The sequence below is a fragment of the Halorubrum wangae genome (genome assembly GCF_051194135.1).
Taxonomy (GTDB): domain Archaea; phylum Halobacteriota; class Halobacteria; order Halobacteriales; family Haloferacaceae; genus Halorubrum.
On the sequence record NZ_JBLZNH010000003.1, the window covers coordinates 256,780 to 270,222 of the forward strand.

At 68.7% G+C, this 13,443-nt stretch carries 11 protein-coding genes; 5 read left to right on the plus strand and 6 right to left on the minus strand.

The genetic code is table 11. The features are described from left to right. The first annotated feature begins 90 nt into the window (after positions 1 to 90). Both ACNS84_RS11420 and ACNS84_RS11425 read left to right on the plus strand, forming a co-directional pair. Positions 91 to 576, plus strand: a complete 486-nt coding sequence (locus tag ACNS84_RS11420; protein WP_435074992.1) for a ferritin-like domain-containing protein — start codon at positions 91 to 93, stop codon at positions 574 to 576. A 43-nt stretch (positions 577 to 619) separates the two neighbouring features. Beyond that, positions 620 to 1,057 (plus strand): metal-dependent transcriptional regulator, encoded by a 438-nt coding sequence (locus ACNS84_RS11425; protein ID WP_435074993.1) that lies wholly within the window; start codon positions 620 to 622, stop codon positions 1,055 to 1,057. Positions 1,058 to 1,091: 34 nt separating this feature from the next. Here ACNS84_RS11425 and prf1 read toward each other — a convergent pair whose 3' ends face one another. The 5 genes from prf1 to ACNS84_RS11450 all read right to left on the minus strand — a co-directional run bounded on the left by prf1 (position 1,092) and on the right by ACNS84_RS11450 (position 7,684). Beyond that, positions 1,092 to 2,342, minus strand: a complete 1,251-nt coding sequence (gene prf1, locus ACNS84_RS11430; protein WP_435074994.1) for a peptide chain release factor aRF-1 — start codon at positions 2,340 to 2,342, stop codon at positions 1,092 to 1,094. A 102-nt stretch (positions 2,343 to 2,444) separates the two neighbouring features. Further along, the gene (locus ACNS84_RS11435; RefSeq protein WP_435074995.1) at positions 2,445 to 2,705 is read right to left on the minus strand and encodes a glutathione S-transferase N-terminal domain-containing protein; all 261 of its coding nucleotides are present in this window, start codon (positions 2,703 to 2,705) and stop codon (positions 2,445 to 2,447) included. Between the two features lie 76 nt (positions 2,706 to 2,781). Continuing rightward, entirely contained in the window at positions 2,782 to 4,590 is a 1,809-nt protein-coding gene (gene argS, locus ACNS84_RS11440; protein ID WP_435074996.1) for an arginine--tRNA ligase, read from the minus strand. A gap of 459 nt (positions 4,591 to 5,049) precedes the next feature. Then, positions 5,050 to 5,982: an NAD-dependent epimerase/dehydratase family protein gene (locus tag ACNS84_RS11445; protein WP_435074997.1), complete on the minus strand. Its 933-nt coding sequence runs from the start codon at positions 5,980 to 5,982 to the stop codon at positions 5,050 to 5,052. A gap of 91 nt (positions 5,983 to 6,073) precedes the next feature. Further along, on the minus strand, positions 6,074 to 7,684 hold the full coding sequence (locus ACNS84_RS11450) for an ABC transporter permease (RefSeq protein ID WP_435074998.1): 1,611 nt from the start codon (positions 7,682 to 7,684) through the stop codon (positions 6,074 to 6,076). Between the two features lie 114 nt (positions 7,685 to 7,798). Here ACNS84_RS11450 and ACNS84_RS11455 point away from each other — a divergent pair, with 114 nt between their 5' ends. From ACNS84_RS11455 to ACNS84_RS11465, 3 genes are read left to right on the plus strand one after another with little or no spacing between them, the layout of a single operon-like run. Beyond that, positions 7,799 to 8,347: a gluconate 2-dehydrogenase subunit 3 family protein gene (locus tag ACNS84_RS11455; RefSeq protein WP_435074999.1), complete on the plus strand. Its 549-nt coding sequence runs from the start codon at positions 7,799 to 7,801 to the stop codon at positions 8,345 to 8,347. Continuing rightward, positions 8,344 to 9,939, plus strand: coding sequence for a GMC family oxidoreductase (locus ACNS84_RS11460; protein WP_435075000.1), 1,596 nt, complete (start codon positions 8,344 to 8,346; stop codon positions 9,937 to 9,939). The genes ACNS84_RS11455 and ACNS84_RS11460 overlap by 4 nt, the downstream gene beginning before the upstream one ends. 55 nt (positions 9,940 to 9,994) lie before the next feature. Further along, positions 9,995 to 10,798, plus strand: coding sequence for a dolichyl-phosphate hexose transferase (locus tag ACNS84_RS11465; RefSeq protein WP_496923254.1), 804 nt, complete (start codon positions 9,995 to 9,997; stop codon positions 10,796 to 10,798). A gap of 361 nt (positions 10,799 to 11,159) precedes the next feature. Here ACNS84_RS11465 and ACNS84_RS11470 read toward each other — a convergent pair whose 3' ends face one another. After that, a complete protein-coding gene (locus tag ACNS84_RS11470) occupies positions 11,160 to 13,433 on the minus strand; it encodes a DUF7846 domain-containing protein (protein WP_435075001.1) in 2,274 nt (757 codons plus the stop codon). Between the last annotated feature and the right edge of the window lie 10 nt (positions 13,434 to 13,443).

A 13,443-nucleotide genomic window follows, 5' to 3' on the forward strand; every position in this document is an offset into this window, starting at 1 on the left:
TCTCCGGCCGGAGGGGAACTCCTTAAGTCGGACTACGCCCGAGTCCGAGTGTATGCGAACGGGTGTATCGGACGGTGACAGGTGGTCGCCGTGAGCGTGAGCCAGCGGATCGCCTCCGACGACCAACTCGCCCGGTTGTTGCAGATAGGGATCGTGTTAGAGGAGGTGGTGGAGGCGCGAGCGCATCACCACTATCAGGGCGTCGACGCCGACCTCGACGACGAGATCGAGACGCTGCTCGCGGATGCGGCCGAGGAGTCCGCAGACCACCGCGAGCGGCTGGAGTCGCTCATCGCCGGACTCGGAGTGGACAGCGTCCCCTTCGACGAGATCGAATCACTCGTCGACGCCCGCTACGGACGGACCAAGCCCGAGGACTTCGACGGGATCCTGTACGATCAGCTGTGTAACGAGGAGACGGCGTACAAGTTCTACGACGACCTCATCGAGGCGATCGAGGCGTCCGACGCCGAGTTCTCGATCGATCGGGAGCGCCTCCTGAAGACCCTGCGAACGATCCGAGAGGAGGAGGCGGCGGGCGTCAGCGAGGTCACGGACGTCATGGAGCGACGATGAACCGGCGCACCGAACGGAGGACAAACCCCGACGGAGGAGAGCCGTGAACACCGCAGACCAGTACCTCAAGACGATATACGTCGTACAGAAACAGGAGGACGGCCCGGCCTCGACGGGATCGATAGCCGACGCCCTCGACGTGAGCCCGGCGAGCGCGAACGAGATGATCGGTAAGCTAGAGGGGCGCGGCCTCGCCGAGCACGAGAAGTACAAGGGAGTCCGGCTCACCGACGAGGGGATTGTCCGAGCGCGAGACGCCCTCCAGACCTACTGTATCATCGAGCGCTTCCTCACGAACGTCCTCGGCGTCGAGGAGTTCCGCGAGGAGGCCCGCGAGTTGGAGGCCGTGATCGACGACACCGTCGCCGACCGCCTCGACACGATCATCGACCGACAGCCGGAGTGTCCGGACTGCTTCGACCCGGAGACCGACGCCTGTGCGTGTCTGGAAGTCGCGATGGCCCCCGCCGAGTCGGATTGATCTGATCGGGAGACGCGGAGCGGTCCGCGTCGCCTCAGACGCCCGTAGAGTACCGCAGAATACCAGCGATGCCGCCGAACGCGTCCATCAGCTGTTCGCCTTTCTCGAAGTCCGTCGAGATGAACTTCGTGTCCGTCCCGCGCTGCTCGGCGATGTTCATCAGGTGTTCGATGACGTCGTCGCGTTCCTCGACGTCGGCCGGCTCGCCGCACTCGGCGCACTCGTGCTTGGGGGTCGAGTGTCGCGAGTCGACCACCTCGTACTCCTCGTGGCCGTTCGGGCACTCGTAGACGACGACGTCGGAGCGGAGGTCCTCGGAGATGAGGAGTCGGTCGACCGAGCCCATGATCAGGTTCCGCCGGGTCTGCTCGAACCCGTACGTCGCCTCCTCACCGGTGTTGAGCTTCTCGAAGAACTCCTCCATGTGGCGCTTATCCTCGACGAGTTCCTGGTCGGCGAGCGCCTCGCTGGCGTTGTCGACGAGGTCCTTGAGGCCGGACTCGTCGGTGTAGGCCACGTCGAACTTGCCGAGCACCTTGTCTTGGAGCTCGTGGTGGAGGTAGTCGCCGTCGAGGAACTCGTCTTTCGTCGGTGAGGGGCCGCCGACGAGAATGCCGTCGAGTTCGTGGCGTTTGTCGACGAACAGGTCGTTCGCCATCCCCGCGACCTCTTGATAGAAGTTGTCGATCGCTTCGAGCCGGAGGCGGGCGAATCGCTGGGCGGACTGACCCCCCTTCCGCTGTTTGCCGGGGACGAGCGAGGAGGCGGACTTGACGGGCTCGATCCGCTTGCCTTTCAGCCAGCCGACGTTGGCCTCGCGGCGGTCCAGGACGATGAGCCCGAACAGCCCGGAGTCCTCCAGCATGTGTTCGAGCGGTTCGGTGAGGAACGCGGAGTCGCAGTGGTAGCGGAACGACTGGACCGGCTCCGGGGGCGACTCCAGCGTCCGGGTGACCATGTCGGTCTGGCCGCCGCCGGCGTCGATCGCCCCCGAGAAGATCACGATCCCGTTCTCCGGCGGGAAGGTGTCGTAGTAGCGGAGGCGGTCCTTGATCGAGGTGAGCGCGTCCTGCACGGCCGTCCGGGTCTGCTTGGACTTGATGTTGGACGCCTCGCTGTGTTCCTGAGTGACGTGAGCGACCACGTCGGAGATCTGCCGGTCCTCGGGGATGTAGATGGTGACGAGCTGCGTGCCGGAGCCCTCGAAGTCCTTGAGCTCCTCGATGACCTTGCGGAACTCGTACTTCCGCCGGTCCTCGCTCGCCGCTTGGGCGTCGCTACTCATTACCCGAACTACGGCGGCGTGCGTGTAAGTAAGCTTTGACCTGACGAGACGGCGCGCCTCGGCCGCGAAGGCGACCGCTCACCGGTCTGGAAACCGCCGCGTTCAGGCGTAGTGCTCGTCGAGGTAGGCGACGATCTGGTCGCTCTCGTACATCGTGACGCCGCGGTCGGTGTCGACGAGGCACGGGATCCGGTCCTCGCCGCCCGCGGTGAGCCGGTCGTGGATCGTCTCGTTCGTCACGTCGCCGCCGACATCGCCCGGGAGCCGCGGGTTGTGCGCGACGTAGGAGACGCCGAGCTCGGAGAGCTTCTCGCGGACCTTCGCGCTGTACGGGCAGCCTTCCGACTGGTAGAGCTCCAACATGACAGTTACTCATGCGGTGTTCGAAACAAAATCAGTTGCGCCCACTCCCACACCGTCGGAGCGGGACAGCGGTGCCCTACATCGACTCGGGCGCCTCGACCCCGAGCACGTCGAGCGCGTTGGCCATCGTGTGTTTCGCGGCCGCGACGACGGCGACCCGGGCGGCCCGGAGGTCGTCGTCCTCGGCGGTCACGACAGGGCATTCCCGGTAGAAGGCGTTGTACGCGTCGGCGAACTCGCGGGTGAACGTCGCCACCGTGTGCGGCTCCAAGTCGTCGGCCGCCGCCTCGATGACGGCGGGGAAGCGGGCGATCTCCCGGAGGAGTTCGCGGGCCGCATCGGTCTCCAGCGCGCTCGCGTCGACGTCGAGGGCGTCGGTGTCGACGGCGCCGTCGGCGTCCGCCGTCACGCCCGGCACGTCAACGCCGGCCGCGGCGGCCTCGCCCAGGATGCCGGCACAGCGCGCGTGGACGTACTGGACGAACGGGGCGGACTGCGCCTCGAAGTCGAGCGCGTCCTCCCACTCGAAGGTGATCGCCTTCGCGGGCTGTTTGGAGACGATGTCGTACCGGACTGCGCCGATACCGACCTGGTGGGCGATGCGTTCGACGTCCTCGGCCGACAGGTCGTCGTCGCGGATGCGGTCGTCCATCCGGCTTTCGACCGCCTCGCGGGCGCGGTCGATGGCCTCGTCGAGGAGGTCGTCGAGCATCACGCCGGTCCCCTGTCGGGTGGACATCTTCCCGTCGGGAAGGTTGACGTACGAGTAGATGACGTGACCGAGCCGGTCCGTGTCGTTGCCGAGGAGTTCGAGGGTCGCGTCGAGCTGGTCTGCCTGCAGCTTGTGGTCCTCGCCGAGCACGGTAACGGCGCGGTCGTAGTTGGCGAACTTCCACTCGTGGTGGGCCAGGTCGCGCGTGGTGTAGAGGCTGGTGTCGTCCGAGCGAAGGAAGACGAGGTTCTTCTCGATCCCCCACTCGTCGAGCTCTAACTGCCAGGCGTCCTCCTCGTAGACGGCCTGCTCCGTCTCCTTCAGCCGCGCGGCGATGTCGTCGGTGGAGCCGTCGCGCATGAACCGCGTCTCCTTGACGAACTCGTCGAACTCCGCGGGGAGCCGCGCGAGACACTCTTTCATCCCGTCGAGGACGGTGTCGACGACCTCGCCGACGCGCTCGTACGTCTCCTCGTCGCCCGCTTCGAGACCCTGGAGGATGGCGGCGATCTCCGCCTCCGCGGCCTCGGCCTCGTCGGGATCGGCCGCCTCCAGGTACGCGTTCCCCTTCCGATAGTAACGCACGAGGTCGTACTCGGCGCGGTCGCGGGCGGGCTCCTCGTCGAGGTCGGACTCGTCGAACCGCTCGTACGCCCACGTGAACACCGCCATCTGGCGGCCCGCGTCGTTGACGTAGTAGTGGCGGTCGACGTCGTAGCCGGCGTACGACAGGAGGTTCGCGACCGCGTCGCCGACGATCGGATTCCGTGCTCGACCGACGTGGACCGGGCCGGTCGGGTTCGCGCTCGTGTGCTCGACGACGACGGTGGTGTCTCGGTCGGGGAGCGCGCCGTAGCCCGCGTCGGCGGCGGCCGCGTCGAGCGTGTCGACGAGGTAGCGCTCGCCGGCGTGGAAGTTGACGTACGGCCCGGCGGTGTCGACTGCGGCGAGGTAGTCGTAGCCGGCGACGTCGACCGCGGCCGCGACGTCTGCGGCCACGCTCGGCGGTGCGGCGCCGACCTCGCCCGCGAGTCGGAAGGCGACGCTGGAGGCGAGCGTCGCGTCCATGTCGTCGGGCGGGCGTTCGATACCGAGGTCGTCGGTCGGGAGGTCGAGCGAGTCGAGCGCGTCGCCGAGCGCCGACTCGACCTCCGACCGGAACTGCCTGAACATACCGTCCGTTCGTCGGTCGGCATAAAAGGCCCTTCCGAAGCGGCGCGGGGGGGAACGGCGGGTGGAGATCGGAGCGACCGACCTGCGGTGGCGCGCGCCTCCGAGCGGCCGACAGGCCACGAGGAATGCCGCGCGACCGACGAGGCTAGGGCCTCAGTCAGCAAATCGGTCTCGGTGAAAGCGGTCGCGTCGAAATCGATCGCGTCGTGGCGAACGACCGGCTCCTCTTCGTCCGATCCGCGAGCCCGATTTTTTATACGTGTGTGTCGATTCCAGAGGCGTGTTCGATGGCCCCTCCTGCCCCGAGTGCGGAAGCACGTATCTCGTGGTGAGACTGCGGACTCACGGGTATCCGCGATCCGCTGACGGTCCGGGCGCGGCGCGGCTCTACCGGTGTTTCAGGTGCTTCAACAAGTTCACTCCGGACGAGATCAGTCCGGAGGCGTAGCGGTCCCCGGTCTACTCGACGATTTCGTCGATCAGTTCGCTCGCGCTCCGCCGGACGGCCTCGTCGCTCTCGATCGACGGCTCCCAGCCGAGGTCGACGAGCCGCTCGATCGAGAGGCGCATCTTCGGCACGTCTCCGGTCCAGCCGCGGTCGCCGCCGGTGTACGCGTAGTCGGGGTCGACTCCCAGTTCGTCGGCGACGATGTCGGCGATGTCGGTGACCGACGTGGTCGTCCGGGTGCCGAGGTTGTAGACGTTCAGATCCTCGTCGGCGTGCTCGACGACGTACTGGATGGCCTCGACGCACTCCGAGACGTGCATGTACGACTTCTCCTGCCGCCCGTCGCCGAGGATCTCCAGTTCGCTCGGGTCGTCGTCCAACTTCTGGATGAAGTCGGGGATCACGTTGCCGCGCTGGTGCGGGCCGACGATGTTCGCGAAGCGGAACACCCACGATTGGACCCCGTAGGAGTGGGCGTGCGTCGAGATGAGCGCCTCGTCGGCGAGCTTCGAGGAGCCGTAGATGGAGATGGGTTCCAGAGGGCCGTGGTCCTCGGGCGTCGGGCGGGGCGCCTCGCCGTACACCGTCGAGGAGGAGGTGAAGGCGAGTTGGTCGACGCCGACCTCGTGCATCCGTTCTAAGACGTTGTACGTCATCGTCGTGTTGTCCTCGAACAGCTCTCGGTCGTCGTCGTAGTTCGTGTCGGTGAACGCGGCGAAGTGGAAGACGATGTCGAGGTCGCCGGTGACCGCTCTGGCGACGTCGTCGGCGTCGGTCAGGTCTGTTTCAACGAAGTCGGCGCCGTCGGGGACGCGGTCGCGGGCCCCCTTCGAGAGGTCGTCGGCGACGCGGACGCTCGCGCCGCGGTCGAGGAGTCGAGCCGCGAGATGGCTCCCGACGAGCCCTGCGCCGCCCGTCACGAGCACGTTCGAGTCATTGAGCATACACGTGTGTCAGCACGGGGTAATAAGTACGCGTCGGTCGATCGAGACACGCGACGGCCGATCCGCGGCGCTCCCGCGGTTCGTCGCCCGCTCAGAGCCCCTCTCTGCCGCCTTCTTGCGCGAGGATGACGACCATTGAGAGCCCGGAGATGACGAGCAGGATGAGGGTGGGGACGACCGCGTACTGGTACAGCGCCGTCTCCTGTGCCCGCCAGATCTGCGTGACAATCGTCTCGAACCCCGACGGGCGGAGGATGAGCGTGACCGGGAGCTCTTTCATCGTCGTGAGGAAGACGAGGGCGGCGCCGGCGACGATGCCGGACCGAGTGAGCGGGAACGTCACGCGGCGGAACGTGCCCATCGAGGACTCCCCGAGCGTCCGCCCGGCCTCGACGAGTTTGGGGTCGACCCCGAGGATCGCAGTCCGCGTCGAGCCGACGACTTGCGGCAGGAACCGGACGACGTACGCGAACACCAACAGCGGGAGCGTCTGGTAGAGCCACGGGACGTACCCCGACCCGAAGTACACCAGCGCGAGCGCCAGCACGATGCCGGGGACGGCGAACCCGACGTACGTCGCCCGCTCGAACAGCGTCGACAGCGGCGACTCGTGGTTCGCGGCGAAGTAGGCGATGGGGAGCGCGGCCAGCGCGGCGGCGACCGCGGCGGCGGCCGCGACCGAGACGCTGTTGACGACCTGAATCGGTTCGAACGCCATCGAAGGACGGCGCCCGGCCTCAGAGCGGAGGAGCCACAGGAGCAGGATCCAGAGCGGGACGACGAGCGCGACGCCGGCCACGGACGCCGGCAGAAGCGTCGCCGGCCAGCGCCATCGTCCGAGGCGCACGAGGCGGTCGGTCGTGCCCGCGTCGTCGCCCGCGGCGTCCCGGTTCGACCGCACCAGCCACTCCAGCGTGAGCACGACGAGCACGACCACGAGGAGTTGGAGGGAGAGCAGGGCGGCGTAGTCGCGGCCGAACGCGTTGTACTCGACGTATATCTGCCGGGTGAACACGGGGAGTCGCATGATCGACGGAGTGCCGAAGTCTGAGACCGCGTACAGCGCCGCCAGCAGCGAGCCGGCGGCGACCGCCGGTCGGATGACGGGGAGGGTGACCCGGCGGAACGCCTCGAACCGCCCGTGGTTCAGCGTCCGTGCGGCCTCGATCAGCGTCGTGTCGAGCGAGAGGAGCGCCGCCCGCGTCGTCAGGTAGACGTACGGGTACGTGTACAGCGTGATGACGAGAATCGTGCCCGGAAGCCCGTACACCTCCGGGAATTGGCCGATACCAAGGGGTGCGAGCACGTCGTGGAACTCCCCCTGCGGGCCGAACGCGGAGACGAACGCGAACGCGCCGACGTAGCTCGGGACGACGAGAGGGAGCGCGGCGACGACGGACCAGAACCGGCGGAAGGGGAGGTCGGTCCGAGCCGTGAGATACGCCAGCGGGACGCCGAACAGGATAGACAGCGACGTGACGCCCGCCATCAACAGCAGACTGTTTCCCAGCACCTCCGCGGTCCCGACGCTGAACAGCAGTTCCATCGCGCGCGACCGCTCGACGGTGACGGCCTCGATCACCAGCCAAGCGAGCGGGAACACCATCGTCGCGGCGATGGCCGCGGACAGCAGCGTCAGCCCCAGCGGGAGACGGTCGTCGCCGTCTGTCAGGAGGTTACGGATCCGGCGTGTGAGGCTCATGGTCCGAGAGGGAGGATGTGTGCCGGACGAAGGAGACACCGACCGTTAGCAGTTCCGATCCGACCGTCGGCCGGCTCCGACGGATATAATAGTTTAGGGAGGCCTAAATTCAGCATGGAACTGACGCGGCGCGACGCTGTGGCCGCGCTCGCCGCTGTCGGCGCGACCGGCGGGGTCGCGCTCGCGGCACGTCAAGGCGCCGACGGACGGGGCGACGGCGGAGACGGGCCGCGAGACGGCGCGCTCCCCGACGCGGCCGTCCGCGCGTCGATGGTCGCGGTCGCGGCGGTGGTCTACCCGAGCGAGGTCGACGGCATCGGGGCGTTCGTCGACCGCTTCCTCGACGGGCGACTCGACGGCTCGCCACACGCCGACGGGCTCCGCGCGACGGTCACCGAACTCGACGACGTGGCCCGGGCGTGGCACGACGCGCCGGTCGCGGAACTTTCCGAGAGCGACCGCGACCGGCTTCTTCGAGAAGTCGGTGCCGATGTCACCGACGAGGATTCGACCGGCACGCTCGCGGAGCGGGTGCGATACTACGTGGTCAATGAGCTGTTGCTGGCGCTGTACGCCTCGCCGACGGGCGGCGAACTCGTCGGACTGGAGAACCCGCAGGGCCACCCCGGCGGGACGGAGAGCTATCGGCGAGGACCGCAATGAGCGCAGGGAACGTCGACCGGACCTCCGTAACGAACGCGGACGTCTGCGTCGTCGGCGCCGGTCCCGCTGGCGCGCTCATCGCCGACCGGCTGGCCGACGACCACGAGGTGGTCGTCCTCGACGCCGGGCCCCGGTTCGACCCCGCAGACCGCCTCGCGCGACAGGAACGGGCGATCCGCCCGAGCCACGACCGGCCCGACGTCTGGGACGGCGACGGGGAGCGCGACGCCTACAGCAACGCCGGGGAGCGGTTCTACCCGCTGAACCACGCTCGCGTCAAGGGGGTCGGCGGGTCGACGCTCCACTGGCAGGGGATGGTGATGCGGCTTCACGAGGACGATTTTAACTCGGAGACGGAGCGCGGCGTCGGGGCGGACTGGCCCGTCGACTACGGCGACCTCCGACCCTACTACGCCGCGGCCGAACGCGAGTTGGGCGTCGCCGGCGCCTCCGACAACCCCTACGCGCCGCCCCGCGAGGAGCCGCATCCGATGCCCGCGTTCGAGCCCTCCTACAGCGACTCGCTGTTCGCGGAGGCGTGCGAGGAGTTGGAGATCGACATGCACTCGGTGCCGAACGCGCGCAACTCCGAGCCGTACGACGACCGCTCCGCCTGCGTCGGCTACGGGACCTGCCAGCCCGTCTGCCCGGCGGGCGCGAAGTACGACGCGACCGTCCACGCCGAGCGCGCGGAAGCGAAGGGCGCGACCGTCATCGACCGCGCTCCCGTGCACCGACTGGAGCACGACGCCGACCGCGTCACCGCCGCCGTGTACGAGACGCCGGACGGAACGGTGCACAGACAGGCGGCCGACGCCTTCGTCGTCGCCTGCGGCGGGGTGGAGACGCCGCGGCTCCTGCTTCTGTCAGAGTCCGACGAGTATCCGGACGGCTTAGCGAACTCCAGCGGGACCGTCGGGAAGTTCTTCATGGACCACCTGTTCGCCGGCGTCGGCGGCACCCTGGACGAACCGACGAGACAGAACCACGTCGGCTTCTACACCAGCGCCTGCGACCAGTTCTACGACGAGGCCGACGCGGAGACCGCCCCGTTCAAGCTGGAGTTCTTCAACTACGCCGGCCCGTCGCCCGTCGAGGAGGCGCTGACCGGCGACGACTGGGGGGACGACCTCTTGGCGCGGCTCCGCGACGGCTACGGCACCCACGTCGCGATAGGCGGGCTGGTCGAGCAGCTCCCGCGCGCCGACAGCTACATCGGACTCGACCCGGACCGGACCGACGACCGCGGCAACCCCGTCCCGGAGATTCACTGGCGCGTCGGCGACCGGGCGCTCCGGACCGTCGAGCGCGCGAACGAAATCCAGCGGTCAATCCTCGAGGCACTCGGCGCGGATATCGAGTGGGTCGTCGGTCCCGACGCAACCGGCCCCGCGTACCACCACATGGGCACCACGCGGATGAGCGACGACCCAGACGCGGGCGTCGTCGACGCCGACTGTCGGACCCACGACCTCGACAACTGCTGGATCGCGTCCAGTTCGGTGTTCCCCACGAGCGGCGCGATGAACCCCACGCTCACCATCGCCGCGCTGGCGCTGCGCGTCGCCGACGACGTCGATCGCCAAATATGACACTTTTTTAGGCAAACCTAAAAACTCAAGTGGGTGGAGCGGCCCGTTCGAGGTAATGAGCGGATCACTCGCCACGAACGGCGCGACCGAGGAGGTCGACGAGACCGACGACGAGGCGACCAATGCAGTCGACGCGGGGGTCGCCGACCGGAACGGGGACGCAGGACGCGGAGACGAGTACACCTTCGACGACGTCAGCGTCGTGATGGGGACCTACAACGAGGCGGAGGCGATCGGAACGGTCCTCGACGACATCGACCAGATCACCGACGGGCGTGCCGAGGTCGTCTGCGTCGACGGCTCTGCCGACGAAACGCCGGACATCGCCCGCGAGCACGGCGCGACGGTGATCGAGCAGGAGCCCCAGGGGTACGGCGTCGCCGTCCGCGAGGCGGTCCTCGCGCCCGATCGTCCGGTGGTCGTCACCACCGACTGCGACGACACCTACCCGATGGAGGCGCTCCCGGAGTTCCTCGAGGCGATCAACGACGGCGCCGACGTCGTCAGCGGGGACCGCCTCTACCACGGCGCCGACACGATGCCCGCGTTCAACCGGCTCGGAAACCACGCGTTCGCGCTCCTCGCGTCCGTCCTGATGGGCGAGCGCGTCCACGACACCACCACCGGGATGCGCGCGTACCGCCGCGGGGTCGTCGAGGGCATCGACTGGACCGAGAACACCGGCCTCTCGGCCGAACTCCTCATCCGCCCGCTGATGCGCGGTCACGACGTACGCGAGCGACCGATCGAGTACGCCGAGCGCCTCGGCGAGACGAAACTCGACCCGATCGAGGGTGGCGTCGCCATCGCGAAGTCCATCGTCACCGTCTGTCTCGAGGAGCGGCTGCGACGACTCTGAGCTCGGGACGGCTCCGGAACCCTGAGGTCACATTATGCACCGACGACGCGGACCGCCGGAAGCGACACCGTATAAATAGAACTGCGGTCGCGACGGCCATTTATTGATAAACGCGATGGCGCGCGCCTCCGAGCGGCCGCCGAAGGTGGCCGCGAGGAGCGCGTGCGAGGGAGTCGCGACCGAAGGGAGCGACGAGGCTGGGGAGGCGTGAGGTGCGGGCGCTGTGCGGGCGCTGTGCGAGTGGAGCTTTGGAGGTGTTCACCGACAATCCGTTAGTAACCGCTTATAAACGAGCGATTGAATCGGTGGAGACGGTCTCCGTCGGGCCGCGGTCAACTATTTATAAGCGACCGCCGGCGACTCACCGCTCCTCGTTCCCTTCGGCCTCCGTCTCGAAGGCGACCCACTCGGCGTGCGCGTCCGGGTCGTCGGGCAGATACGTTCCGGCCGTCCCACACTCAGTCGTGAGTCGACACACCGAGCGCTCCGGCGGCCAGACGACTTCGACTCGTCCCCCGGACGCCCGGACCGTCGCCTCCTGTCGGTAGGTGAACGTCGAGCCCGCGGGGTCGACGAGCGTCACCGTGACGATCACCTCGTCGCCCGCGGAGTCGACCGGAACGGTCGCGTTCGGTGCGCCGGCCAGCCGCGCGCCGGCGGGCGTCAGCGACCAGTCGACCGTGAGCGAGTCGCCGGGGTCGCGCACGTCGTACTCGACGGCCGCGCTCTCCCCGGCGCCGGACGGGTCGCCGCCGGCAGTCTCCAGCCGAACGACCGCGCGTTGAACGCGGTCGGGGACCCCGACCGCAGTCTCTGCGTCGATCCGAGAACCCTCTCGAACGGCGAGCGATTCGAGCTTCGGGGCGACGTGCCGATCCGGGTCGGGCGTCCACGTCCCCTGATACGCGTAGCGGCGGAGGTCGCGGTCCGGGTAGGAATCGATCACGGCGAAGTCCTCGGCCGGGTCGCGGTCGAGCGCGTACACGACCGGGCCGTCCAGTCCCGGATCGTTCCGAAGTGGCTGGAACGGGTGGTGGAGCCAGTCGCCGTACGGCGTGGGGACGAACACGAGGTCGTCCTCGAACTCGGCCGCCTCGATCGGTTCGTAGGCCGTCTCGTACTTGTCGGCGTGCGCAGAGTGCCGGTCGAGCGGCGCTTCGACCGCCGCGGCCGCCCCGAGCGCCCCGCCGAGAACGACGAGCACCGCGACCGCCAGAACCGCCGTCCGCGCCGTCCCCGGAGAGACTCGCGACGCGAGCCGCGAGCGGAGCCCGGAGAGGCCTCGGCCGCCGGCGACGAGCGCGAGACCGCCGAACACCGACAGCGGGACGAGGAGGTCGAAGTGGTAGAAGGGACCGAAGCCGGCGACCAGTCCGTCCGTCGGGTCCGAGAGCGTCGCGAGGAGGTTGTTCGTTCCCCAGAAGAAGAGGTTGCCGACGACGACGGCGACGACGACGCCCACGAGGAGGAGCCCGGCGGTGCGCTCGAAGCGACGGCCGGCGAGCGTCTCGGAAGCGTGGTCACCACCGGGAGACTCGTCGCCGAAGCCGGTGCCGAGCGCGTGCCGTCCGGACAGCCAGCGCCGCGCCGCCAAGCCGCCGCCGGCGAGCGCGAGCAGGGTGCCGAGCGGCCCGGCGACGACCCAGCGCGTGGCGAGGTACCACAGCGCATACCCGTTGGAGCGGAGCGCTAGTTCCGGCGTGTACGCCTCCGTGTGGCCGAGAATCCGACGCTCGCCGAATCCGGGACCGTCCATCGGAGCGAACGCCTCGTACGGGAAGGTCAGCGGGGAGCCGGTCATCCGGAGGTTGTACGCGAGGGTGACGCCGACGAAGAGGGTACCGAGGAGCGCGGTGAGTCCGTGCCGACGGACCGGCCCGAGACGGGACTGGAGCGCGGCCTCCCGCAGCGAGACCGCGTCTCGGACCGCGACGGCGACTCGGATCAGCGCGTGCAGGATGAAGGGTGCGGCGAACAGCACCGCGGTGTACGGTCGGGCGAAGAAGGCGAGCCCGGTCGCGACCCCGGCGACGGCGGCCAGCGCGAGCGATTCGTCCCGGACGCTCCGGAGGTACGCGACCGCGAACAGCAGGTTCAGGAACGTCGTCGGGGCGTACGGGAGGAACACCGAGGAAGTGACGGCCGCGAGCGGCGAGGCCGCGAAGCAGACGGCGGCCGCGAGACCGACCCGCCGATCGAAGACGGTCGACCCGAGCAGGTACACGAGCGCGGCGTTGCCGGCGGCGACCGCCGCGAGCGTCACGCGGGGCTCGCCGAACAGCGCCATCGAGAGGGCGTACATCGCGGCGGGAAATGGGTTGTACTTCGGGTAGAGCCGTCCGCCGTCCTCGACGAAGAACCACGGATGGACGGCGTCTGCCAGCGCGCCGGCGTGGATCTCGAACTGGCCGGAGAGCAGCAGCGCGGCCTGCATGAGGTAGACGCCCTCGTCGTGGTTGACCGAGTGGTAGCGGAACACCGTCGCGGCGATCAGAAAGGTGAGCGCGCCCGCCGCGGCGGCGACGATGGCAGCGGCCAGCGTGAGGCGGTCCGCGCGACGCAGCCGGGCGCGGACGCCGCTCGCGAATCGAGACGCGAGTCGGCGGGAACGACGAGCGGCGGAGGGTGACGACACGGGAGTCGAC